Origin of the sequence: Devosia pacifica (assembly GCF_014652635.1) — a bacterium.
GTDB lineage: Bacteria > Pseudomonadota > Alphaproteobacteria > Rhizobiales > Devosiaceae > Devosia > Devosia pacifica.
In genome coordinates, this window is the sequence record NZ_BMZE01000001.1 from 1,116,643 (window position 1) to 1,139,485 (window position 22,843).

Here is a 22,843-nt window from a genome sequence, read left to right on the forward strand (position 1 = left end):
AGACGATGGCACGCTCAGTTCGCCCGCAAACAAAGATTGCCTTTACGGTCCTCGCCTGGCTCGTTGGGCTGATCCTGTTCTTCCCAATTCTCTGGGCCATTCTCACTAGCTTCAAGACCGAGTCCGAGGCGATTGCCTCGCCACCGGTGGTGCTGCCAAGCGTCTGGACGCTAGAGAACTATTTCGACGTTCAGGCCCGCTCCGACTACTTCAAGCACTTCTTCAACTCGGTGCTGATCTCGGTCGGATCGACCCTGATCGGACTGTTCATCGGCGTGCCGGCGGCATGGTCGATGGCGTTCTCGCCAACCAAGCGCACCAAGGACATCCTGATGTGGATGCTCTCCACCAAGATGATGCCGGCCGTCGGCGTCGTGGTGCCGATCTACTTGCTGTTCCGGGATTGGCAACTGCTGGACACAGTGCACGGGCTGACATTCGTGCTCACCATGATCAACCTGCCGATCATCATCTGGATGCTCTACACTTACTTCCGTGAGATCCCGGTCGACATCCTTGAGGCCGCCCGCATGGACGGGGCCGAGCTGTGGAAGGAGATCGTCTACGTTCTGGTGCCGATGGCCATTCCCGGCATCGCCTCCACCCTGCTGCTCAACGTCATTCTCGCCTGGAACGAGGCATTCTGGACGATCAACCTGACCGCTGCGCAGGCAGCGCCGCTGACGGCCTTCATCTCTTCGTTCTCGAGTCCGCAAGGTCTGTTCTGGGCCAAGCTGTCTGCCGCATCCACCCTCGCCATCGCGCCTATCCTGCTCCTCGGCTGGTTCAGCCAGAAGCAGCTCGTGCGCGGCCTGACCTTCGGCGCCGTCAAATAGGAGAACACCGATGGGCTCTATCACGCTCGATCATGTCAATAAGGCCTTTGGCGACGTCCAGGTCATTCCGGACATCTCCCTCGATATCAAGGACGGCGAGTTCGTTGTTTTCGTCGGTCCTTCCGGTTGCGGCAAGTCCACCTTGCTGCGCCTGATCGCCGGCCTTGAGGACACCACTGGCGGCACCATCAAGCTCGATGGGGCCGATATGACCAATGCGCCGCCCGCCAAGCGCGGCCTCGCCATGGTCTTTCAGTCCTACGCGCTCTATCCGCATATGAGCGTACGCGACAACATCGCGTTTCCTCTCAAGATGGCGAATACACCAAAGGACGTCATCGCTCAGAAAGTCGATTACGCGGCCCGCACGCTGAACCTGAATGACTACCTCGACCGCCGTCCGCGCGCGCTTTCGGGTGGCCAGCGGCAGCGTGTCGCCATCGGCCGTGCCATCGTTCGTGAACCTAAGGCCTTTCTCTTCGACGAGCCGCTGTCGAACCTTGATGCCGCGCTGCGCGTCAACATGCGTCTCGAGATCACCGAGTTGCACCAGCAGCTCAAGACAACGATGATCTACGTCACCCACGATCAGGTCGAAGCCATGACCATGGCCGACCGCATCGTCGTGCTGAATGCCGGAAAGGTCGAGCAGTTCGGCACGCCGCTCGAACTATACCGCAAGCCAGCTAACAGGTTCGTCGCGGGCTTCATCGGCAGCCCGAAGATGAACTTCATCGACGGTCAGGACGCCGCCCGCTATGACGCGCATTCGATTGGCGTTCGCCCAGAGCACTTCCAGCTGTCCCGCGAATCCGGAACCTTCACCGGCAAGGTGGCCGTTGCAGAACAGCTCGGCGCCGACACGTTCCTCCACGTCAATGTCGAACGCCTCGGGCTGATCACCGTGCGCACCGGTGGAGACGAGACCTTCGAGAACGGCGAGACCGTTCACTTGACGCCTGATCCCCAGCGCATCTACCGCTTCAGCGCCGATGGCACCGCGCTGTCGCATGGCCAAGCCTGAGCAAGGACCTATCCCATGCCTACCAAACTCTCGGCTGCGACTCTCCCGTCGATCGCCGAAACTGCAAGCGTTCCGGGGTACGACCCCGCCGAGCTGCGTCCCGGGATCCTGCACTTCGGCGTTGGCAATTTTCACCGCGCCCACCAGGCTGTCTATCTTGACGACCTGTTCGCGACTGGTAGCGATCATGATTGGGCGATCGTCGGCACCGGGGTGCGCGAAGCTGACAACGCGATGCGCTCGGCGCTTGAGGGGCAGGACTGGCTGACGACGGTTGTCGAGCAGGAAGCCGATTCCTCGAGCGCGCGCGTCACCGCTGCGATGATCGATTATGTGACCGCGGCCGACAGCGCGGCGATCCTCGAAAAGCTGGCCGATCCCGCCATCCGCATTGTGTCGATGACCATCACCGAGGGCGGCTACTACATCGATCCGTCTTCGCAGCGGTTCAATCCGCAGCACCCGGATATCGTCCACGATGCCGAGAACATGTCGGCGCCGCGCACCGCCTTCGGGCTCATTCTTGCCGGCCTGATGAATCGTCGCGCCCAATCTCAGACGCCGTTCACGGTCATGAGCTGCGATAACCTTCCGCACAACGGCAAGGTCACCCGCGACGCTGTCGTCGGCCTCGCGCGCCTGTTCGATGCTGATCTCGCCGATTGGGTCGAGGCCAATGTCTCTTTCCCCAATGGCATGGTCGATCGCATCACCCCCGCGACCTCGGATCGTGAGCGGCGCCTGCTTGCCGAGGACTTCGGCATTGCCGATGCCTCCCCGGTGTTTTGCGAGCGCTTCCGCCAATGGGTGCTGGAAGACAAATTCACCGCAGGACGTCCCGCACTCGAAAAGGTCGGCGTCCAGTTCGTGCCGGATGTTACGCCGTTCGAGACCATGAAGATCCGCATCCTCAATGGCGGACACGCAACCATCGCCTACCCCGCAGGGCTGCTGGGCATCCATTTCGTTCATGAGGCGATGGAGAACCCGCTGGTCCGCGCCTTCCTCGAGAAGCTTGAACGCGAAGAAATCATCCCCGCCGTACCACCGGTGCCGGACACCGATCTCGACGCCTACTACCAGCAGGTCGCCGAACGCTTCGCCAACCCGAAGATTGGCGACACCGTCAGGCGGCTTGCGCTCGACGGTTCGAACCGCCAGCCAAAATTCATCCTCACCTCGGTAACCGACCGTCTCGCGGCGGGGCAATCGGTCAAGGGGCTCGCGCTCGAAAGCGCTCTGTGGTGCCGCTATTGCTTCGGCACAACGGATGCCGGCGAGACCATCGAGCCGAATGATCCGATCTGGGAGCGTCTGACGGCACAGGCAAAGCTGGCGCGCGACAACCCGGCCGCCTGGCTTGAAATGGTGGACATTTACGGAAATCTCGGTCAGGAACAGCGCTTCGCCGAGCCTTTCGCCAAAGCGCTTGAGGCCCTTTGGCGCGACGGGACGCAAAAAACCGTGACGCGCTATCTCGAAGGGACGCTTTTCTGATCCATGACAGCCCAGCCGATCGACCTCGTGATCTTCGACTGCGATGGCGTTCTCGTCGATAGCGAGCCGCTTGCCATGCGCGTCCTGATCGAGGCCATCGGTCGGCAAGGCATCACGCTCGATGCCGAACATGCCTATCGCGAGTTTTTGGGTCGCTCGCTCGCCACCATCTCGAAGACCCTCGAGGATAGCCACGGCGCCCCGCTCGGCGACGCGGCTCTTCAAAGCATGCGGACGGACCTTTATGCGCTGTTCCGCCAAGAGCTGAAGGCGAATTCCGGCCTGCCAGAAATTCTGCCGAGACTCGGCCGTCCCTTCTGCGTCGCCTCGTCCAGCCAGCCTGAGCGCATTCGGCTCAGCCTCGAGACCACGGGCCTCCTCCCGCATTTCGAGGGCAACATCTACTCATCCAGCATGGTCGAGAACGGCAAGCCGGCGCCCGACCTGTTCCTGCATGCTGCAAAACAGATGGGCCATGCGCCGGAACGCTGCCTGGTGATCGAGGACAGCCCGGCAGGCGTCAAGGCGGCACGTGCTGCCGGTATGCAGGTCTTCGGTTTCATCGGCGGTACGCACGCCGAACCGGCGGGACTGCCGCAGGCCCTTGCAGCGCTGTCACCTGACCGCATTTTCAGCGATATGCAGAACCTGCCTGATCTTATAGGCTCCCGGCCATAACGGCAAAAAACGCGCACTGAGGTCGGGATGGAGAGCCTGTTAGTGGGGGTGGATGTCGGCACGGGCAGTGCGCGTGCTGGATTATTCACCCCGAGCGGACAGATGTTGGCGCGTGCCGAGCATCCGATCCTGATGAATCGCGGCGATGCGAACTTCGCCGAACATGACAGCGAAGACATCTGGAACGCTGTCTGCCTCGCCGTCCGCAGCACCGTTGCCGAAGCTGGTGTCGACCCGAGTGCGATCACCGGCATCGCCTTTGACGCAACCTGCTCGCTTGTCGTGCGCGACGTCGATGGCCTGCCCCTGTCTGTCAGTCTCGATGATGAGGATCATTGGGACACGATCGTCTGGCTCGATCATCGCGCCCTCGCCGAGGCCGAAGCCTGCACCCTCTCCGGCCATCGCGTGCTCGCTTCAATCGGCGGCGTCATGTCGCCGGAGATGCAGGTGCCGAAGCTGATGTGGCTCAAGACCCACAAGCCGGAGCACTGGGATCGCATCGGCTATCTGTTCGATCTTGCGGACTTTCTGAGTTGGAAAGCCTCTGGCTCTCTGGCTCGCAGCCAGTCCACCCTCACCTGCAAATGGACCTATCTCGGCCACGAGGCCGTCGGCTGGCAGCAGGATTTCCTGGAGATGATGGGGCTTGAGGATCTTCTCGAGCGTGGCCGACTTCCCGAACGTGCCGAACCCGTCGCCAGCTCCGCCGGGCCATTGGCACCGGAGGCCGCTGAAGCCCTTGGTCTGACGACCAACTGCCAGGTCGGCATCGGTTTGATCGATGCCCATGCTGGCGCGCTCGGTGTCCTCGGTGGATTTGCCAATGACGTCGAAACGATCGACCGGCATCTGGCCCTGATCGCAGGTACATCCAGCTGCGTCATGGCCCTGTCTGCAGAACCGCGCCCCATACACGGCGTCTGGGGCCCCTATTTCGGAGCCGCCCTGCCAAACGCGTGGCTCAACGAAGGAGGGCAATCCGCGACCGGCGCCCTTCTGGATCACGTCATTCGCAGCCATGCTGCGGGCGGCAATCCCGATAGCACGATGCATCAAAAGATCGGCGAACGGATCACGGCGCTCCGCAGCGTCGAGGGTTATGACCTCGCTTCGCGCCTGCATGTCCTGCCAGACTATCATGGCAATCGCTCACCCCTTGCAGATCCGCAAGCGCGTGGCGTTGTGCATGGGCTGACCCTCGATCATGACTTTGATAGCCTCTGCCGACTGTATTGGCGCACCGCCGTCTCTATTGCCCTCGGGGTGCGTCACATTCTCGATGCTCTCAACACCAGGGGCTATGCCATAGACACGCTGCATGTCACCGGCGGGCATACCCGCAATCCGCTGCTGATGGAGCTGTACGCCGATGCCACCGGCTGTCGGGTGATGGAGTCGGAAGCCCCAGAGGCGACATTGCTGGGTATGGCCATGGTCGCCGCCACGGCATCCGGACACTATCCGCACCTCAATGCAGCATGCACCGGAATGCAGCAGGGACGCAGCGAACGCCTTCCCAACCCCGACGCACGCGAACGGTTCGAGCGTGACTACCGGATCTTTCTAGAGATGACGCGGCACCGTCAGGTAATTGATACCATGCGCTAGCCTGCTAGCTGAGGTGATGCACTTGCGTTAGCATTGGCGAAGTCGTTCCTTAAGTACGAACAATGCGTCAGGGTCAGCATGTCCATCAAAGCCGCCGTCTATCATCTGACGCACTATCGCTATGATCGGCCCGTCTACCTGGCGCCGCAGATCATCCGACTGCAGCCCGCGCCCCACTCCAAGACGAAGGTTCTAAGTCACTCGCTGCGAGTCACTCCGTCCAATCACTTCGTCAATCTGCAACAGGACGCCTACGGCAATTTCCAGAGCCGGTTCGTTTTCCCCGAGCCAGTGCGCGAACTGAAGATCGAAGTCGATCTCGTCGCCGACATGACGGTCTACAATCCCTTCGACTTCTTCGTTGAGGAAAGCGGCGAGATCTGGCCGTTCGCATACCCCGAGGAGATCGCCGACGATCTCAAGGTCTACAAGACCCCAGAGCCAACCGGCCCGGCGCTGCAAGCCTTCCTCGATACTATCGACCGCACACCGATGAATACCGTGACCTTCGTCACGGCGCTCAATGCACGCCTCCAGCGCGAGATCAGTTACATCGTACGCATGGAAACAGGGGTTTATACGCCCGAGGAAACCCTCACCGCCGGCAAGGGCTCGTGCCGCGACACCAGCTGGCTGCTGGTCCAGATCCTGCGCAATCTCGGGCTCGCTGCGCGCTTCGTCTCCGGCTATCTCATTCAGTTGAAACCAGATCTGCAATCACTCGATGGCCCCGCAGGCACCGACCATGATTTCACTGATCTGCACGCCTGGTGCGAGGTATTTTTGCCCGGCGCCGGTTGGGTTGGTCTCGACCCGACCTCGGGGCTTTTAACCGGCGAAAGCCATGTGCCGCTCGCCGCAACGCCGCACTACCGCACGGCAGCGCCCATCTCCGGCACTGCCAGCTATGCCGAGGTCGATTTCTCTTTCGACATGACGGTGACCCGCGTTGCCGAGCACCCGCGCATCACCAAGCCGTTTTCGGACGAGAGCTGGCAACGCCTCGATGCGCTTGGCAAGCAGGTCGACAAAAAACTTGAAGATGCCGACGTCCGGCTGACAATGGGCGGCGAGCCAACCTTCGTTTCCATTGATGATTTCGAAGCTCCGGAGTGGAACAGCGCTGCCGTCGGCCCCACCAAGCGCGCGCTTGCCGATACGCTCATTCGCAAGCTGCGCGATCGCTTCGCGCCGGGCGGCATGCTGCACTACGGTCAGGGCAAATGGTACCCGGGCGAAACCCTGCCACGCTGGACGTTCTCGCTGTTCTGGCGCACTGACAAAAAACCGGTCTGGCAAAACGAAGATCTGATTTCGCGCGAGGGCGCCCCCAGCAACGCAAAGCCGGAAGATGCCGGCCGGCTGCTCGAGGCGATGGCCGACGCGCTTGGCGTCGGCGGCGAAACCATCGCCCCGGCATACGAGGATCCGGGTGAATGGCTGCTGCGAGAGGCAATGCTGCCCGACAATGTCGATCCCGCCAATTCAGAGCTTCAGGACCCCGAAGCGCGGGCGCGTATCGCCACGGTGTTTGAGCGTGGCCTCACCGAGCCTGTCAGTTATGTACTGCCTATCCAGCGCTGGAATGCTTCTGCACCGCAAAGCCCATGGCTGACGGAGGTCTGGCGCACCCGTCGTGGGCGATTGTTCCTGATGCCAGGCGATTCCGCTGCCGGCTACCGGTTGCCTCTAGCCTCGTTGCCGCATCTCGAACAAACCGAGTATCCGCACGTGGTGCCGATGGATCCGGGTGTCCCGCGCCCGCCGCTGCCTGAACCGCACGAAATGCTGCCTGGCGCCGTCCGCCTTGGGCAGGGCCTGTCGGTTGATCCGCGCGGACAACGTGATCCAAGCCTCGCCGCGCCTCAGGAGCGCGCCGAACAAGAGCTTGGCGAGATTGAAGGAAAGGTGCGCACGGCGGTCACCACAGAGCTGCGCGATCAGCGCCTCTGGGTTTTCCTGCCGCCGGTCGAACGCCTCGAAGACTATCTTGAACTCGTCGCCGCCGCAGAAACCGCGGCGAAGGCGCTCGGCCTTCCCATCCAGATCGAAGGCTACGCCCCACCAGAAGATCCACGCCTCAACGTCATCCGCGTCGCCCCCGACCCCGGCGTCATCGAGGTCAACATTCACCCCTCCGACAACTGGGATGATTGCGTCGCGACGACCACCGCGATCTACGAGGAAGCACGCCAATCGAGGCTCGGCGCCGACAAGTTCATGATCGATGGCAAGCACACCGGCACTGGCGGTGGCAACCATGTGGTCGTTGGTGGGCGCACCCCCGAAGACAGCCCGTTCCTGCGCCGTCCCGACCTCCTCAAGAGCCTGATCCTGCATTGGCAGCGTCACCCCTCGATGTCCTACCTGTTTTCGGGCCTGTTCATCGGCCCGACCAGTCAGGCACCTCGCATCGACGAGGCCCGGCATGACAGTCTTTACGAACTCGAGATCGCGCTGGCGCACTGCCCGGAGCCGGGCGCCGAACCACCCCGCCCCTGGCTGGTCGACCGATTGTTCCGCAATCTGCTCGTTGACGTCACCGGCAACACGCACCGCGCTGAAATCTGCATCGATAAGCTGTTCTCGCCCGACGGACCCACCGGCCGGCTGGGTCTTGTCGAGTTTCGTGGCTTCGAAATGCCGCCGAATGCCCGCATGAGCCTTGCCCAGCAATTGCTGGTCCGTGCCCTTATCGCCCGCTACTGGGCCGAACCCGCGCAAGGCAAGCTCACGCGCTGGGGCACCGCGCTGCATGATCGGTTCATGCTGCCACACTTCGTCTGGCAGGATTTCCGCGACGTTCTCTCCGATCTCGACAATCACGGCTTTGCGTTCGAGGCTGAGTGGTTCGAGGCGCAACTGGAATTCCGCTTCCCGTTCTGCGGCGAGGTCGAATTCGACGGCATGCGGCTCGAGCTGCGTCAGGCGCTCGAGCCGTGGCACGTCACAGGAGAAAGCGGTGCCATAGGCGGCACGGTGCGCTTCGTCGATTCCTCGGTCGAGCGACTGCAGGTGATGCTCACTGGTGCTGATCCATCGCGCTACACCGTCACCTGCAATCAACGTCCCCTGCCGATGCGGTCCACCGGCACAAGCGGTCAGCATGTCGCCGCCGTCCGCTATAAGGCTTGGCAGCCGGCGTCCGGTTTTCATCCGGTTCTACCGGCTGATGCGCCGCTGGTGTTTGACATCTTCGACAAATGGACCGGCAGGCCGGTCGCCGGCTGCGTCTACCACGTCGCGCATCCGGGCGGGCGCAACTATGAGACGTTCCCCATCAACAACAACGAAGCCGAGGCGCGCCGCCTCGCCCGCTTCGTGCCGCACAACCATACCGCCGGTGCTTACACCCTCTTGCCTGAAGCTTCATTGGAAGAGTTTCCAATGACTCTTGACCTGCGCAGGCCGCCGGGCTTGATCTGACGAATGGATATCGGGAATCGGCGCACGGGAGACGAACCTCCGGCGGCGCGCGGGCTCATTGATGATTATACCCTCATGGAGGGGATACCGGACGAGATGATCGATCCGGCCGGCAATGTGCGCCCCGGCTGGTCGGCGCTTATTTCCGCCTTCGAGGACCTCGGCCCCGAAGAGCTTTCCGCCCGTTTCGAGCGCGCCGACCAGTATCTGCGCGACGCCGGCGTCTTCTATCGCACCTATGACGGTGCCGAGGGCAATGAGCGGCCATGGCCGCTTTCTCATATCCCGCTGCTGCTCGATGAGAGCGAGTGGATGCTGATCACCCACGGCCTGCGCCAGCGAGCGCAACTGCTGGAAAACGTTGTTGCCGACATCTATGGGGAAAACACCCTGGTGTCGCAGGGCCTGCTGCCGCCCGAACTGATTGCGCGCAATCCCGAGTTCTTGCGCCCCATGGTCGGAGTAAAGCCGGCAAGCGGGCACTATCTGCACTTTTGCGCTTTCGAGCTGGGCCGCGGACCGGACGGTACATGGTGGGTGCTTGGGGACCGAACCCAGGCCCCGTCCGGCGCCGGCTTCGCTCTCGAAAACCGCGTCGCCACAACGCGCGCCCTTTCCGAAATCTATAATGGGATGAACATTCACCGGTTGGCCGGCTTCTTTCGCGATTTTCGCGATGCCGTATTGGCACAGGGCAAACGGCTCGAAGGGCGCGTCGGCATCCTCACGCCCGGCCAGCACAACGAGACCTATTTCGAACACGCCTATATTGCCCGTTATCTCGGCTTCATGCTGCTCGAGGGCGAGGATCTGGTGGTCGAGGAAGGCCAGGTGATGGTCCGCACCGTCGCCGGGCTGCGTCCGGTCAGCGTTCTCTGGCGCCGCATGGACGACAGCTTCGTCGACCCGCTCGAGCTGCGTTACGACAGCCGTATCGGCACGCCGGGCATGGTCGAGGCCCTCCGCCAGCAATCGATATCGATGATCAACGCTCTCGGTTCGGGCGTTCTTGAAACGCGTGCTCTGGCCGCCTTCATGCCACGCCTGGCGCGCCATTTTCTCGATACCGATCTCGAATTGCCGGGGATCGCCACGTGGTGGTGCGGCCAGCCTGCTGAGCGGCAGCACGTCCTCGACAATTTCGACACTATGGTGCTGGGCCAGGCGTTCTCGACCACACTGCCACTCGATGACCCGCGTGGCACGGCGCTCGGCGCGGACGTGCCGGATGACCAGAAGGCGGCGCTTCGTGAGCGTCTGGCAACCAACGGCGTCTACTATGTCGGCCAGGAACTCGTGCGCCTCTCGACCGCGCCGGTCTATGTCGATGGTCGCCTGGAAGCGCGTCCGATAACGCTGCGTGTCTACGCCGCCCGCACCGAACACGGCTGGACAATCATGCCGGGCGGGTTTGCCCGCGTCGGCTCTGCATCTGGCGATACGGCCGCCCTTTCCATGCAGCGCGGTGGCCAGGCCGCAGACGTTTGGGTTATCAGTTCTTCTCCTGTCGAACGCGTCTCGCTGCTGCCGCAGGACGGCGAGCGCCTGGTCCGCAATCAGCCTGGCAATCTGCCAAGCCGCGCCGCGGATAACCTCATCTGGCTCGGGCGCTACATAGAGCGCTGTGAAAGCACGGTGCGCATTCTACGCGCCTATAATGCGCGCCTTGCAGAGCTGTCCAATCCGCAACTGCCGGTATTGGTCCACACGCGCGATTATCTCGAATCCGTCGACGTTGACGCGACCGAGCCACTTCCGACAGCGCTGCTGCAGGCAATCGACAGCGCCGTATTCAGTGCCGGCCAGATCCGGGACAGGTTCTCGCCGGATGGATGGCTGGCCCTTTCCGATCTGCAAAAATCTGCCCGACGCCTGGCGGGCCGCGTTCGTGCCGGCGACGATGCCACCCGGTCGATGACGGTGTTGCTGCGCAAGCTCGCCGGCTTTTCGGGCCTCGTGCACGAGAACATGTATCGTTTTGCCGGCTGGCGCTTTCTCGAACTCGGGCGCCGTCTCGAGCGCGCCATTCACATGGCACGCACTGTTGCCTTCTACACCTCGCCCGATGCACCCGACGGCTCTGTCGAGATCCTTCTGGAGATCGGCGATAGCGTCATGTCACATCGCAGGCGCTACTCGGTCAGTGCCGGTGCCCAAAGCGCCATTGACCTCTTGGTCCTTGATCAGCTCAATCCGCGATCAGTGTTGTTTCAGTTGACTGAGCTCAGCGAGCAGATCGAGGCCCTGCCAGGCGGCGTCGAGGACGGGCAATTGTCCCCTGCCGCCAGATGTGCCCTACAGCTGCATACCCAGCTGGTTGTGGCCGAACCGGCAGAATTCACTCAGGAAAGGCTGGACGCCCTGGCTGATGACCTCAGTACACTCGCAGATCTGTTGGCCGCGGCGTATTTCACCTGATGCTGTATGATATCCGCCTGGAACTTCACTATGACTACGACGCACCGGTCAGCGGCGGACGGCACCTGATCCGCGTGCAGCCGATCTCCCGCCCGGGTTCGCAACGTGTTATCGCTGCATCGCTTCGGTGTGACCCGGCGCCCTCGGTCGAACATCGCTACGACGATTATTTCGGCAACGCGGTCACCAGCATAGTATTGCGCGAGCCGCATGAAAGCCTCGACATCCGTCTCGCAGCGCGGGTGCAGGTTGATGACCTTCATCCTCCGGCTGATCTGTCGCCGACCATCGAAGGGCTGCAGCAGGATCTTTCGCGCCATTGGTCGGTTTCACCCGATAGCCCCCACCATTTCCTCGCCAGTTCGCCACGCGTCCCACTAGACACCGAGATCACTGAGTTCGCGCGCGCCTCGCTTGATGCATCGCCGTCCGTGCGGGCAACAGCGATGGATTTGTGCAAGCGGATCAATGCCGAGTTCGCCTACGATCCGGAAGCCACCGACGTAGAGACCGGCCCCCGCGAGGCCTTCCTGCTAAAAAAGGGCGTTTGTCAGGATTTTGCGCATCTGATGATCTGCGGCTTGCGTGGTTTGGGAATACCCGCTGGATATGTCAGTGGCTTCCTGCGGACCAACCCGCCCCCAGGAAAACCGCGGCTTGAGGGCGCCGATGCCATGCACGCCTGGGTGCGGGTCTGGTGCGGGCTCGACATGGGCTGGCAGGCTTTCGATCCGACCAACGCCATCGAGGCTGCCGGCGATCATATTGAGATTGGTTATGGGCGCGATTACGCCGACATTTCTCCGATTGTGGGAGTGCTCAAGACCAGCGGCTCGCACGCCACGCGACAATCCGTTGACGTGATCCGGCTGGATTAGCTCCTGCACAGGTTGACGGAACCAAAGTTGGCCTTTTCCCGTTACTTGTCCCGAATGCAGCATATGTTGCATCTCATCCAGAAGTCGGACATCGAGCGCCGACGGACAAGGAGGACTTGCAGATGTCCAAAGCAAAACGCAACGCCGAAAAAGTTGTTACTGCTACCTGGCCGCCTAAAGGTTTTGACGGACAGACGCATTATGCCGACCTCTTGAAAGCGCTCCTGCCCGCCATGCTTATTCTGACTGCGGGAGCGGTCCTGTTGGTCGGGATGCACTGATCAAAGCAGGCGGAACAGCTTTAAATCGGAGGCTTAAATGACGTTAGGCACAATCCTTCTCATTATTCTCATTATTCTGCTGATCGGCGCGCTCCCGACATGGGGTTATTCGCGCGGGTTCGGCTACTTCCCGTCCGGCATCATCGGCGTTGTGCTTGTTGTCGTTCTCATTCTCATTCTGATGGGAACCATATAAGGCGCGGCACCATTTACGAAACACAGGCGCTGGTTCAAAACCGACCCTTTTTGGGAAGCGCTTAGCGGGACAAGGACGCCCCCCTTTGGCCCGCACTACAAGGCTCCGGTTCGCTCCCCCTGCGAACCGGAGCTTTTTCTTGCCCGGACTCGCTGGAACCCCTTGGGAACGCTATACGTTATTGAGCGTAACACCAACTGGAGCGTCAACATGGCCAGCAACCCGGAAAAAGATGAAGCTGCTGCACGGTTCGCAGAAGCAAAAGGCGATATCGATGAGCGCAAGCTCGAAGTACAGGTTGCCCAGCTGCAGGAAGATTTGCGCGGCATCGCAGACACCCTGAAACATCTTACTGGAGAACGGGTATCTGGCGCCCAGCGCTCGGCCAGCGCCGAGTTCCGCAATTTCCAACGCCGTGCGACGAATTCCATCAACGATACGATCGAAGACATCGAGGACCAGGCGAGCGAACTGGAACTGGAGTTGAAGGACCGTATCCGTGAGAAACCGTTCGCGTCGGTCTTTGCTGCTCTCGGGATCGGCTACCTTCTGGCGCTCATCTCGCGCCACTGATCGGCATGAGGATCCTTTTCTCCATCCTCTCTGTCTTCGGCGTGGAGACAGAAGCGGCTATAGACAATCTGCGGCGCGCGACGTTCTTCAACGTCGCCGTTGCGGTTTGTCTTCTTATCGCCGCCATTTTCCTGCTTGTCGCGGGCTACATCGCGTTGGGAACGGCCATCGGACCGCTATATGCAGCGCTGGCCATCGCGGCCGGCGCCCTCGTGCTCGGCCTTATCGTTCATCTTCTGCGGCATGTCGGTGCCGCGAAGAGAGAGCGGGAGCGTGCGCGTCGTCGGCGCGATGAAGCCGGCACGATTGCAACGTCGGCGGCAGTAACGGCAGCGCCATTGGTCCTCAGATCGGGCCTCGGGCGTATCCTTGCTTTGCCTGCGCTGGCAGCTGTGGCGTACTTCGCCCTGTCGCGGTCGCGCGACCGCGACTGAAACGGACCTACTCTGCCGGCTCTGCCGGCAGAGGCAACCAGATGTCCGCCCGTACGCCATCCGGGTCAAGCTGAACTCAACCGAACTATCAAGAACCTTTGCAAGGCTGCGTTCAATCAGCTTGATTCCGAGGCCGGAAGCCTCTGGTTTGGTCAGCGTGCTGGCGTCGGTTTCTTTCCAGCGCATCATAAGGCCACCGTCAACAAGCGACCAATGAAGCGAGACAAGGCCACTGTCTCCCAACCAGGCGCCATGCTTATAGGCATTGGTGGTCAGCTCGTGAATGATCAGACCAAGCCCCAGCGCGTGATCTGCGGGCAGCAACACATCCGGGCCTTGAACGTCGGCGCGATCAGGAGCCTTTATGAAGTCGGGCCCTAGCTCGGATGCAATGATCTCGTACAGCCGAATACCGCGCCAATCATTGTCAGCGAGCAGAACGTGCGCATCAGAGAGTGTCCTTAGCCGGCCGGAAAAGGCTTCCATGAACGCGGCCGGGTCCGGTGTCTGCCGAATCGTTTGCCGAGCGACGGATTGAATCATCGCCAAGGTGTTCTTGACCCGATGATTAAGCTCACGCAGCAACAGACGCGTCTGGTCAGCGGAACGTTTTGACGCGCTGATGTCGAGCGCTACGCCCATCATCAATGTCGGAGCCCCGGCCGCATCGCGTTGGTAAACACGTCCACGCGTCATCAGCCAGCGCTGGGAGTCCGAGACCCGCAACTCGGCAACATGATCATCGCCACGCTCAAACGCGCCCTCGATCGATCCCTGCATGGCAGCACGGTCATCTTCGGCGGTGCGCTGCAGCACCCGGTCCATCGTGACATCGTCATTGGCAGCGAAGCCATACATTTCGCGAAAGGTCTCGTTGCAGTCGACCGCACCGGTCTTCACGTCCCAAACCCAGCTGCCCACCTTCCCGGCTTCCAGAGTAAGAGCGTGACGCCACTCTTCCCGCATCAGGTCGGCGGCAGTCCGAGCCCGCACCAGGGCTTCGTTCTTCAACCCGATCAGGGCACCAGCGACAGCAGCCAAATCCTTTAACTGATCAATCTGATCGCCATCCACATGCTCTCGCGGAGCGACGTCGAGCACACATAGGGTACCTAGCCGCTGGCCCTGAACAACGATGGGCGCCCCGGCATAGAATCTGATCCTGAAATCCCCGGTGACGAAAGGGTTCGACACAAACCGCTCGTCCTTGAGCATATCCGGGACAATAAAGTGGTCCGTTTCGGCTGCCAGGGTATGCGCACAAAACGCGATATCCACTGGCGTCTCCTCGAGTTCAGAAACGCCGAAGCAGGACTTGAACCACTGCCGCCGCTCATCGAGCAAAGACACAAGAGCATATTTTGCGCCGAAGACGCGCGCCGCAACTGCGGTCAGCCGGTCAAAATCAGGGTCAGGGGACGAATCCATGATCCCGAGGTCCTCAAGAACCTCGCGGCGTGCCACATCCTCCAGCGCTGCCATTATTTCCTCCGATAAAGGAGGCGATGCATCCGTCAAGTCAGGTCCCGACTCTCATTCGAACTCGATACGAAGTCTTGTGCATAACACACAATTCTACAGCGTAATCACGCATGCGTTGCACGGTTTCAAAAACCATATCAAGCAGTCTCAACACGTTGCGCAACCCGTGGCACAATCACTTTTAGCGCCCTTGCGTGCAGTTGCACCTCGACTTCGCGCTCGAGCGTCACCAGTTCCCCGTCGATCACTGCATATGCATTCTTCTTGCGCTTGGGGAAGCGAAGGACCACTTGCGAGACCCGCGCTTCTGAGACCATCGGGTTCCCATTCCAGGTGCCGCGCATCACATCGACGCCGAGCCGGATCAACTCTCTCGTATTCATCGTACTGGCAATGTAAACGCCCAGAACCCCGGCGTGAAGTTCATCGGCATGCGGGATGTGCCCGGTCCCAAAAGGGTTGTTGGAAACCGAAAGGCCGACGGTTCGCCTGCTCTGCGTGCCTTCGGGAGTTTTCAGCTCCACCTCGAACTCCGGCGGCTCGATCACTGCGGAGCTGATAGCACGAAACGAGGCCATGATTTTGCCAATGCGACTGCGATAAGGAAACGTCTCCCTCACACGCACCAGCCGCGCGTGGATGCCGACACTGAATTGGTGCACGAAGGTGCGGTCATTGGCGGTCGCGATGTCCACCGCGTCGACGTCACCCTCGGCGATGGCTTCAAGTGCCTCGTAAAGATCAAGCGGAAGCTTGAGCGAGCGAGCAAACAGATTCATTGTGCCGGCGGGCAAGACCGCTAGAGGCATCTGGTTCTTGAAGGCGATAGCGGCGGCCGTCGACACAGTTCCGTCGCCTCCACCCGCAATCAACGCATCGACCTCGCTGCTCGATGCGGCCTCTTCGAGCGCTTCCACGATCTCCTTGCCGGGTACTATCCTGCAACTGAACTCGTGACCGTTGTCTTCAAATATCCGGCGTGAATCTTGGCAGAACTCCTCGAGATCCATTGTGCGCAAGGTGCCACCATCACGATTGAGTATGGCGAGATAGTGCACTTGGACTCCTTGGGAGATACTGGATGGTAACGGCCATTAACGGCTACTGGCTGGTATCGTTCCTGGAACAGTCAAAGCAGCGGTCGTACGCGCTCGTCGAGCCCGTGCCACCCGGCAATCTTGGAGAGTTTCTCCGCATCGAGTACCTCGCACGCGCCGCCGAGCCAGCGGATCGCGCCGCGTTCCATCAGTCGCTTGATGGTCTTGTTGGTATGAACGATTGAAAGCCCCAGCGTGTCTGCCACATGCGTTTGCGTGATCGGAATGTAGTTGGTGCTGTTGCTCGGATAGATCGTGGTGCCCGCGCGCGCATGCAGAAATGCCAGCAGATATGCCGCGCGTTCCAGCGCCGAGCGCCGCCCGAGGCTGAGCAGATGTTCGTCCAGCATGCGTTCCTCGCGCGAGGACAGCCATGTAACATCGAAGCCGAGTGTGGGGTGCTTGGCATACAATTCCATCAGCCGATCCCGTGGAAACACACACAGCGTGATCGAGGTGAGCGCCTCCACCGAGTGCTCCATCTCACCCATCACAGTGCCCTGAAGACCGATAAGGTCACCAGGCAAGAGATAATTGAGGACCTGCCGCCGGCCATCCTCCAGCGTTTTGTAACGGAAAGCCCAGCCAGAAAGCACAGTGTAAAGGTTCGGAGACAGGTGCCCCTCTGAAAGAATCGTCGATCCGGCTCCGACCAGGATTTCCCCGGTCTTGAAATCTTCCATGAACGCCAGTTCTTCGGCAGTGAAACTGCGGAAGCACGGGTTCAGATTGAGCGGACATTCACGGCACCCAACCCTCCGATCGTTTTTCGGTAGAATCTGGTTCATCTTTCACGTCCATTGCGCGCACACAAGCCGCCGCATGTCATAGTTAAATGACAGGGTACCCGGAAATCAGTTCATAAGAACTCAAACTGGGAGACTGCATGCTGAGCGGCAAGCCTACACTCATTCTCGAGGCCGAATATCTGATCGCCCTCGACATACAGCGGATACTCGATGCGCACAATCCGGGTGAGGTTGTGATAACCCACACCGCCGAGGCCGCACAAATCAGCTTAAGTCGGTCGGCGACCCCGGCCCTGGCGATCGTGGAAGTGCGCGCGAAAGCACCCCAGACGTTCACACTAGTGAAAATGCTTGAAGAAGCTGCGGTTCCGACGGTGGTCACAACGTCTGAAGGCCGGGTGCGCCAGGCTGTTCATGCCGAGCACGACGTCCCGGTGCTTGTAAAGCCGTTCTCGGATGCGGCCTTGCTGGACGCCATCAAGATTGCTCTGGCCCGCAGCGAAGGGCCAGAGCTTTGTGCACCACAAGCGTAGACTAGCGGCTGTGGGAGTATGTGGTTACCTGCGCTGAAACCGCGTCCGGACCATAGTCGCCCTCTCCACTGACCTGCAGCACTTCAGCAAGGCGCGAGCGTGCGCGGCTCACGCGGCTCTTCATTGTACCGATGGCGCAGTCGCAGATTTCTGCAGCCTCTTCATAAGAAAAGCCCGAGGCACCAATCAAAACCACCGCTTCGCGCTGATCCGCCGGCAGAGCATCGAGAGCCTTCTTGAAGTCGGCCAAATCCATCGAACCATACTGCGATGGATGTACCGACATCCTTTCGGTAAACGCGCCGTCGGTGTCCTGCACCTCGCGACCGCGCTTGCGCATCTGGCTGTAGAACTCGTTGCGCAGAATCGTAAATAGCCACGCCTTAATGTTGGTCCCCATCTCGAAGCTGGACTGCTTCGCCCAGGCCTTCATGATGGTATCCTGAACAAGGTCGTCCGCCTTGTCGTGCCGCCCCGTGAGCGACACCGCGAACGCGCGGAGGCTGGGCAAGGTCGCGAGCATTTCGCGCTTGAAGGAAGGGGTCTCTGATGACATCGGCATTACTCTCCGTCGTCTTGGACGGATTTGTTTCGCTGTGTCGACTCTGCCTGATCCAGCCGTTCAAGTAAGTCCAGCAGGTGGTCGGGCACCGACTCTTCCTGCACAGATCCGTAGAGCGCCCTTAATCTTGATCCGATATCCGAGTTTGTTCCCAGCCCGTCTTCGGTCCGTCCGGATGGCGCTCGCGTTCGCCTCTGTGACACAGAGCTTTCCTCTAACATTTAACTAAGTTGCCTTCACACCTGATTACCGCGAAAATGCCTCACGATGGATAAAGTTCCAGCAGCAGCCGGAACTTTTTTTTTGAGTGCACGTTCAGCGAGTTCGTGATCAACCACGAACCAGCGTCACAGGGGAGTTTGATTTAGATGACATTGTCCACGCGTATTGCGCCGCATCTGCCGTATTTGCGGCGGTTTTCGCGGGCAGCAACCGGGTCCCAGACTTCGGGAGACGCATATGTTGCGGCTACTCTCGAAACACTTATCGCCGACGTATCGCTGTTCCCGGAAGCCTCCAACGACCGGATCGCGCTGTACAAGATTTTTTCGGCATTGTTTTCCTCGTCGGCGATCAACGTGCCTGAGCCTGTGTCAAACTTCGCCTGGGAGCAGCGCGCTGCAGCTAATCTTTCGCAGGTTGCGCCGCGCGCCCGACAGGCGTTCCTTCTGGTCGCAGTTGAGGGCTTCACCAACGCGCAGGCCGCTGAGATTCTCGACGTCTCTGAATCTGATTTCGAAGATCTGCTGAATGAAGCATCGCGCGACATCTCAAAGCAGGTTGCGACCGAGATCATGATCATCGAGGACGAGCCCCTCATCGCGATGGACATTGAGCAGCTTGTCGAAAGCCTCGGCCACAAGGTGGTCAGTGTTGCTCGTACGCACAAGGAGGCGGTCAATCTGTTCGGTCAGACCCAGCCGAAGATGATCCTCGCGGACATTCAGCTGGCTGATGGCAGCTCCGGAATCGACGCCGTCAACGATATTCTCAACTCGCACTCTGTGCCTGTGATCTTCATCACTGCTTTCCCGGAGCGCCTGCTAACTGGCGAACGCCCGGAGCCGACATTCCTCGTCACCAAGCCTTTCAACCCGGATATGGTGAAGGCGTTGATCAGTCAGGCGCTGTTCTTCGACGAGGGTTCGCGCGCAGCAGCGTGAATATGAAAATTTTAGACGTAGGCCGGCCCCGTGGCCGGCCTTTTCTTATTTTCTTAGGAACCAGAAATATTTCTTCCTCGTTTCCAGATCGAAAGTCAGGAAGCGGATAAATTCTCATGACGCAAAGTTCGCTGGAAGAATAACAGCATAATTCACCGCCATGACTTCGTCTCCTACGACTAAACCTCCTCGCTTTGAGCGGAGGTTTGGCGCAGCCTTTAGCATTGCGGGCTGCGCCGTTACTTGAAAGGCGAGCAGCATGGGAAGTTCAGCGTCTGTCCATCCTGACGCAAGACGCGGTGCGCTCGCACTGGCGCTCCGGCACGGCAATGTCAGCGTGCTGCATTGCGGGGTTGATGGCCGGATCGATCTGGCGGAGAATCTCCCGGATTTTTGGCCCTATCGAGACCCGCTGGGTTTCTCGGTGACGGAGGCAGTGGAAGAACCGCTGCGCAGCAAGCTCGATGATGCTATCCACCTTGCTCGAGAAGTCGGTGCTCCGCAAATCGTCGATTTTACTCTCGAACATAACGGAACCTCCCATGCATTCGAGGCGCGGATATACGCCGAGAGCGTCGAGAGCGCGAAAACAAGTGGCCTTGTAATCACCATTCTCGATGTGAGTGAGACCCGCGCTCATGAGATGACCCTGCGGGCTCTGATGCGTGAGGTCAGCCATCGTTCGAAAAACCTCCTGGCAATAGTGCAAAGCGTAGCCATGCAGACCGCGCGGCACACCGGGACAATCGAAGACTTCCTGCTGAAATTTCGTGGTCGGTTGCATGCGCTGTCCAGTACACAGGACCTCGTGACGGACAGCGACTGGCAGGGAACGCGGTTCCATGACCTTGTGACCGCACAACTGTCTCGAACGGGAGTTGCTGTGAGGTCAGATCCCGGGCCTGTTCAACTCAAGGGCCTCGATCCCATTATTGGACCCAACACCGCGCTTCATCTCGGGCTCGCGCTGCACGAGCTGGCCACCAATTCCGTGCTCCACGGCGCACTCGGCGACGGTCATTCCGGCTCGATCACCATCAGCCTCCGGGTTGCGGATGCTGATCGTCTGGAGTTCGTCTGGCACGAATTGATCAGGGGCAATGACACCAGACCCACGCAGGCGAAGCGTTTTGGAACACTCGTGCTGGAAAAAGTGGTGCCCTTATCGGTCAGCGGCAGCGCTTCTTACGATCCAGAGCCGCAAGAGGTGCGCTACGAGCTGTCGATCCCGGCTCAGCAACTGGGCAAATAAAAAAGCCCCGCCGAAGCGGGGCTTTTGCTCTGAGGCATTCGATCAGTGGCGTGCCAGCCAATCGTCGATCTCACGCTCGGCTTCTTCTTCGCTCTTGCCATAGCGTTCCTGCAACTTGCCGGACAGCTGCTTGCGGTTACCCTCAACAACGTCAAGATCATCATTGGTGAGCTTGCCCCACTGTTCCTGGGCGCGGCCACGGAACTGCTGCCAATTACCCTCGATCTGATTCCAGTTCATATCGATCTCCTAAGTTAGCCGTCATTGGCGTTCAGGAGACAAACGAAAAGCTCGATTCACGGTTCCGTCAATGTAAGCCGGCCGACTGCCAATTTCCTGTTTTGCGAGCACGCGCAGCAACGCTTCGGCTGTTATTGGCTTCGGCACAAAGTCGCGCGCTCCCGACTCTAGGGCGCGTGCTTCCTGGTCGATTACAGAAGTCATCACCACTGGTATCCCGCGGGTCACAACGTCGTTGCGTAACGCTGCAAGCACGTCCCAGCCGTCGAACTGCGGCATCAGCACATCCACAACCACCAGATCAGGTTGTTCCCGGCGCACCACAAGAAGCACGTTTTGCGGATCCGTCGTAACAACGGCCCTGACGCCCGCCCGATCTGCAGCGCGCGATGCAAGGGCAAGGCACGCTTCTTCGTCGTCGACAAACAAAATGGTGGCGGCTCGCGCAGGCTTCGCCATTTCTTGAAAGCCGGCAAAGTCGGGCTTGGCGCCGATGTCATCTCCCAAACGTCTCGAGCGTCGGTTGACTGGCCGAAAAAGGATCTCACGCAACATTCGCCTCTCCTTGTTGGCGGACGATGCCTTCGCGTCGCTTTCCGGCGCCTAAAGCCGATAGTTCAAATGCCAACCATGCGATGTGTTCTCCCCATGAATCTCAGACCCCTTGGGTTCAGCGGGCCAAACCCGTGATTGGATGCTCGAGCGCCGTGATCACCCCCCGTAGCTCGGCAAGGCCCTTCATCCGCCCGATCGTCGGATAGCCCGGCTGCGCCCGGCGCTTCAGGTCATCAAGAATATCCTGGCCATGGTCCGGGCGCATGGGGATCTGGTGGTCGGTGCGACCAGCTTCCTTGCGTCGCCGCTCTTCGCGCACGATGGCGGCAATCAGTGCCACCATGTCCGTATCACCGCCGAGATGCTCGCTTTCGTGGAACGAGCCTGCCGCATCGTCACGCAGCGTGTTGCGAAGGTGCAGGAAGTGCACCTTGTCTCCCAGGCGTTCCATCATGCCGGGAAGATCATTGTCAGCCCGCGCTCCAAGCGAACCCGAGCACAGCGTCATGCCGTTCGCCGGACTGTCGACCGCCTCGAGAATGAGGCGATAGTCGCTCTCGGTCGACATCACCCGCGGTAACCCGAGCAATGAAAACGGTGGATCATCCGGATGGCAGCACAGGCGCATGCCGAGCTCTGCGGCCACCGGCACCACCTCTTCGAGAAAATCGATGAAATGCTGGCGCAGTTGCTCCGGCGAAATCGCCCCATATCCAGCAAGATGTTCGCGAACATCATCGAGGCTCAGCGATTCCGTCGAACCGGGCAGCCCCATGGTCACGTTGCGCGCCAAATGCTTGCGCGTCTCGTCGTCCATCCTGCCAAACCGCTCTGCCGCCTCGTCTGCAACGGCGTTCGTGAAGTCCGCAGGCGCTCCGGGCCTTTCGAGAATGTGTATGTCAAACGCTGCGAAATCGATCATGTCGAACCGCATGCATGATCCGCCATTGGCCAATTGCCAGCGCAGATCGGTGCGGGTCCAGTCGAGCACCGGCATGAAATTGTAGCAGACAATCTCGATGCCACTGTCGGCGAGGTTCTTCAGCGAAACCTTGTAATTCTCGATATGCGCGCGCCAGTCGCCGCGCTGCTTCTTTACATCCTCGGAGACCGGGAGCGATTCAACCACATCCCATGTCAGCCCGGAGGCGCTGCCGTCCTTGCGCGTGGCGATCTCTTTATGCCTGCGCGCAATATCCTCAGGCGTCCAGATATCGCCTGTCGGCACATGGTGCAGAGCGCTGACGACGCCACTGGCGCCCGCCTGGGTAATGTCATCAATGCTCGTCAGATCGTGTGGCCCGAACCACCGCCAGGTCTGCTTCAATTCAATTCTCCTGTGAAGCGGCTGAGTTGCC

Annotated in this window: 22 protein-coding genes; 14 read left to right on the forward strand and 8 right to left on the reverse strand. The window is 60.3% G+C overall.

Going from position 1 to position 22,843, the window contains the following annotated elements:
* Positions 1-5: 5 nt before the first annotated feature.
* The 11 genes from IE127_RS05660 to IE127_RS05710 all read left to right on the forward strand — a co-directional run bounded on the left by IE127_RS05660 (position 6) and on the right by IE127_RS05710 (position 13,418).
* Positions 6-836: a carbohydrate ABC transporter permease gene (locus IE127_RS05660; protein ID WP_189424168.1), complete on the forward strand. Its 831-nt coding sequence runs from the start codon at positions 6-8 to the stop codon at positions 834-836.
* 10 nt (positions 837-846) lie between these two features.
* On the forward strand, positions 847-1,860 hold the full coding sequence (locus IE127_RS05665; protein WP_189424170.1) for an ABC transporter ATP-binding protein: 1,014 nt from the start codon (positions 847-849) through the stop codon (positions 1,858-1,860).
* Positions 1,861-1,875: 15 nt separating this feature from the next.
* Positions 1,876-3,357 (forward strand): mannitol dehydrogenase family protein, encoded by a 1,482-nt coding sequence (locus IE127_RS05670; protein WP_189424172.1) that lies wholly within the window; start codon positions 1,876-1,878, stop codon positions 3,355-3,357.
* A 3-nt stretch (positions 3,358-3,360) separates the two neighbouring features.
* Positions 3,361-4,035 (forward strand): HAD family hydrolase, encoded by a 675-nt coding sequence (locus tag IE127_RS05675; RefSeq protein WP_189424173.1) that lies wholly within the window; start codon positions 3,361-3,363, stop codon positions 4,033-4,035.
* A 27-nt stretch (positions 4,036-4,062) separates the two neighbouring features.
* Positions 4,063-5,646, forward strand: coding sequence for an FGGY-family carbohydrate kinase (locus tag IE127_RS05680; protein ID WP_189424175.1), 1,584 nt, complete (start codon positions 4,063-4,065; stop codon positions 5,644-5,646).
* Between the two features lie 78 nt (positions 5,647-5,724).
* Complete coding sequence (locus tag IE127_RS05685) at positions 5,725-9,072, forward strand: transglutaminase family protein (RefSeq protein WP_189424177.1); 3,348 nt, start codon at positions 5,725-5,727, stop codon at positions 9,070-9,072.
* A gap of 3 nt (positions 9,073-9,075) precedes the next feature.
* Positions 9,076-11,490, forward strand: coding sequence for a circularly permuted type 2 ATP-grasp protein (locus IE127_RS05690; protein ID WP_189424179.1), 2,415 nt, complete (start codon positions 9,076-9,078; stop codon positions 11,488-11,490).
* Positions 11,490-12,368, forward strand: coding sequence for a transglutaminase family protein (locus IE127_RS05695; RefSeq protein WP_189424181.1), 879 nt, complete (start codon positions 11,490-11,492; stop codon positions 12,366-12,368). Before IE127_RS05690 ends, IE127_RS05695 begins: the two co-directional genes overlap by 1 nt.
* A 122-nt stretch (positions 12,369-12,490) precedes the next feature.
* Complete coding sequence (locus tag IE127_RS05700) at positions 12,491-12,649, forward strand: hypothetical protein (RefSeq protein WP_189424182.1); 159 nt, start codon at positions 12,491-12,493, stop codon at positions 12,647-12,649.
* Between the two features lie 37 nt (positions 12,650-12,686).
* Positions 12,687-12,845 carry a DUF3309 family protein gene (locus tag IE127_RS05705; protein ID WP_189424184.1) on the forward strand — a complete coding sequence of 53 codons (159 nt, stop codon included), beginning with the start codon at positions 12,687-12,689 and terminating at the stop codon, positions 12,843-12,845.
* A gap of 210 nt (positions 12,846-13,055) precedes the next feature.
* Positions 13,056-13,418: a DNA gyrase subunit B gene (locus IE127_RS05710; RefSeq protein WP_189424186.1), complete on the forward strand. Its 363-nt coding sequence runs from the start codon at positions 13,056-13,058 to the stop codon at positions 13,416-13,418.
* A 176-nt stretch (positions 13,419-13,594) separates the two neighbouring features.
* On the opposite strand, the gene IE127_RS05715 is transcribed toward IE127_RS05710, so the two are convergent.
* The 3 genes from IE127_RS05715 to IE127_RS05725 form a co-directional block, all read right to left on the reverse strand.
* The gene (locus tag IE127_RS05715) at positions 13,595-15,334 is read right to left on the reverse strand and encodes a sensor histidine kinase (RefSeq protein WP_189424188.1); all 1,740 of its coding nucleotides are present in this window, start codon (positions 15,332-15,334) and stop codon (positions 13,595-13,597) included.
* A gap of 137 nt (positions 15,335-15,471) precedes the next feature.
* Positions 15,472-16,392 (reverse strand): diacylglycerol/lipid kinase family protein, encoded by a 921-nt coding sequence (locus tag IE127_RS05720; protein ID WP_244639952.1) that lies wholly within the window; start codon positions 16,390-16,392, stop codon positions 15,472-15,474.
* A 71-nt stretch (positions 16,393-16,463) separates the two neighbouring features.
* Complete coding sequence (locus tag IE127_RS05725; RefSeq protein ID WP_189424189.1) at positions 16,464-17,219, reverse strand: Crp/Fnr family transcriptional regulator; 756 nt, start codon at positions 17,217-17,219, stop codon at positions 16,464-16,466.
* 98 nt (positions 17,220-17,317) lie between these two features.
* On the opposite strand from IE127_RS05725, the gene IE127_RS05730 reads away from it, so the two are divergent.
* Positions 17,318-17,713, forward strand: coding sequence for a response regulator (locus IE127_RS05730; protein ID WP_189424191.1), 396 nt, complete (start codon positions 17,318-17,320; stop codon positions 17,711-17,713).
* 1 nt (position 17,714) lies between these two features.
* Here the strand turns inward: IE127_RS05730 and IE127_RS05735 are convergent, their stop codons facing one another.
* Positions 17,715-18,269: an RNA polymerase sigma factor gene (locus IE127_RS05735; RefSeq protein ID WP_189424193.1), complete on the reverse strand. Its 555-nt coding sequence runs from the start codon at positions 18,267-18,269 to the stop codon at positions 17,715-17,717.
* A gap of 5 nt (positions 18,270-18,274) precedes the next feature.
* Positions 18,275-18,496, reverse strand: a complete 222-nt coding sequence (locus IE127_RS05740) for a NepR family anti-sigma factor (RefSeq protein WP_189424195.1) — start codon at positions 18,494-18,496, stop codon at positions 18,275-18,277.
* Between the two features lie 147 nt (positions 18,497-18,643).
* Here IE127_RS05740 and IE127_RS05745 point away from each other — a divergent pair, with 147 nt between their 5' ends.
* Entirely contained in the window at positions 18,644-19,438 is a 795-nt protein-coding gene (locus IE127_RS05745; RefSeq protein WP_189424197.1) for a response regulator, read from the forward strand.
* 259 nt (positions 19,439-19,697) lie between these two features.
* Entirely contained in the window at positions 19,698-20,690 is a 993-nt protein-coding gene (locus tag IE127_RS05750) for a sensor histidine kinase (RefSeq protein WP_189424199.1), read from the forward strand.
* 42 nt (positions 20,691-20,732) lie between these two features.
* Here IE127_RS05750 and IE127_RS05755 read toward each other — a convergent pair whose 3' ends face one another.
* The 3 genes from IE127_RS05755 to uxuA form a co-directional block, all read right to left on the reverse strand.
* A complete protein-coding gene (locus IE127_RS05755) occupies positions 20,733-20,930 on the reverse strand; it encodes a CsbD family protein (protein WP_189424201.1) in 198 nt (65 codons plus the stop codon).
* Positions 20,931-20,951: 21 nt separating this feature from the next.
* Positions 20,952-21,485 carry a response regulator gene (locus IE127_RS05760; RefSeq protein WP_189424203.1) on the reverse strand — a complete coding sequence of 178 codons (534 nt, stop codon included), beginning with the start codon at positions 21,483-21,485 and terminating at the stop codon, positions 20,952-20,954.
* A gap of 115 nt (positions 21,486-21,600) precedes the next feature.
* A complete protein-coding gene (gene uxuA / locus IE127_RS05765) occupies positions 21,601-22,812 on the reverse strand; it encodes a mannonate dehydratase (protein WP_189424205.1) in 1,212 nt (403 codons plus the stop codon).
* Positions 22,813-22,843 lie beyond the last annotated feature (31 nt).

What these genes read in the sequence shown, in the direction of transcription:
- IE127_RS05680 (WP_189424175.1), top strand. Translation starts at nt 4,063, where the DNA reads ATGGAGAGCCTGTTAGTGGGGGTGGATGTCGGCACGGGCAGTGCGCGT.
- IE127_RS05675 (WP_189424173.1), top strand. Translation starts at nt 3,361, where the DNA reads ATGACAGCCCAGCCGATCGACCTCGTGATCTTCGACTGCGATGGCGTT.
- IE127_RS05740 (WP_189424195.1), bottom strand. Translation starts at nt 18,496, where the DNA reads ATGTTAGAGGAAAGCTCTGTGTCACAGAGGCGAACGCGAGCGCCATCC.
- IE127_RS05660 (WP_189424168.1), top strand. Translation starts at nt 6, where the DNA reads ATGGCACGCTCAGTTCGCCCGCAAACAAAGATTGCCTTTACGGTCCTC.
- IE127_RS05690 (WP_189424179.1), top strand. Translation starts at nt 9,076, where the DNA reads ATGGATATCGGGAATCGGCGCACGGGAGACGAACCTCCGGCGGCGCGC.
- IE127_RS05755 (WP_189424201.1), bottom strand. Translation starts at nt 20,930, where the DNA reads ATGAACTGGAATCAGATCGAGGGTAATTGGCAGCAGTTCCGTGGCCGC.
- IE127_RS05760 (WP_189424203.1), bottom strand. Translation starts at nt 21,485, where the DNA reads ATGTTGCGTGAGATCCTTTTTCGGCCAGTCAACCGACGCTCGAGACGT.
- IE127_RS05715 (WP_189424188.1), bottom strand. Translation starts at nt 15,334, where the DNA reads ATGGCAGCGCTGGAGGATGTGGCACGCCGCGAGGTTCTTGAGGACCTC.
- IE127_RS05710 (WP_189424186.1), top strand. Translation starts at nt 13,056, where the DNA reads ATGGCCAGCAACCCGGAAAAAGATGAAGCTGCTGCACGGTTCGCAGAA.
- IE127_RS05695 (WP_189424181.1), top strand. Translation starts at nt 11,490, where the DNA reads ATGCTGTATGATATCCGCCTGGAACTTCACTATGACTACGACGCACCG.
- IE127_RS05745 (WP_189424197.1), top strand. Translation starts at nt 18,644, where the DNA reads ATGACATTGTCCACGCGTATTGCGCCGCATCTGCCGTATTTGCGGCGG.
- IE127_RS05665 (WP_189424170.1), top strand. Translation starts at nt 847, where the DNA reads ATGGGCTCTATCACGCTCGATCATGTCAATAAGGCCTTTGGCGACGTC.
- IE127_RS05735 (WP_189424193.1), bottom strand. Translation starts at nt 18,269, where the DNA reads ATGTCATCAGAGACCCCTTCCTTCAAGCGCGAAATGCTCGCGACCTTG.
- IE127_RS05725 (WP_189424189.1), bottom strand. Translation starts at nt 17,219, where the DNA reads ATGAACCAGATTCTACCGAAAAACGATCGGAGGGTTGGGTGCCGTGAA.
- IE127_RS05700 (WP_189424182.1), top strand. Translation starts at nt 12,491, where the DNA reads ATGTCCAAAGCAAAACGCAACGCCGAAAAAGTTGTTACTGCTACCTGG.
- IE127_RS05670 (WP_189424172.1), top strand. Translation starts at nt 1,876, where the DNA reads ATGCCTACCAAACTCTCGGCTGCGACTCTCCCGTCGATCGCCGAAACT.
- IE127_RS05685 (WP_189424177.1), top strand. Translation starts at nt 5,725, where the DNA reads ATGTCCATCAAAGCCGCCGTCTATCATCTGACGCACTATCGCTATGAT.
- IE127_RS05730 (WP_189424191.1), top strand. Translation starts at nt 17,318, where the DNA reads ATGCTGAGCGGCAAGCCTACACTCATTCTCGAGGCCGAATATCTGATC.
- IE127_RS05705 (WP_189424184.1), top strand. Translation starts at nt 12,687, where the DNA reads ATGACGTTAGGCACAATCCTTCTCATTATTCTCATTATTCTGCTGATC.
- IE127_RS05750 (WP_189424199.1), top strand. Translation starts at nt 19,698, where the DNA reads ATGGGAAGTTCAGCGTCTGTCCATCCTGACGCAAGACGCGGTGCGCTC.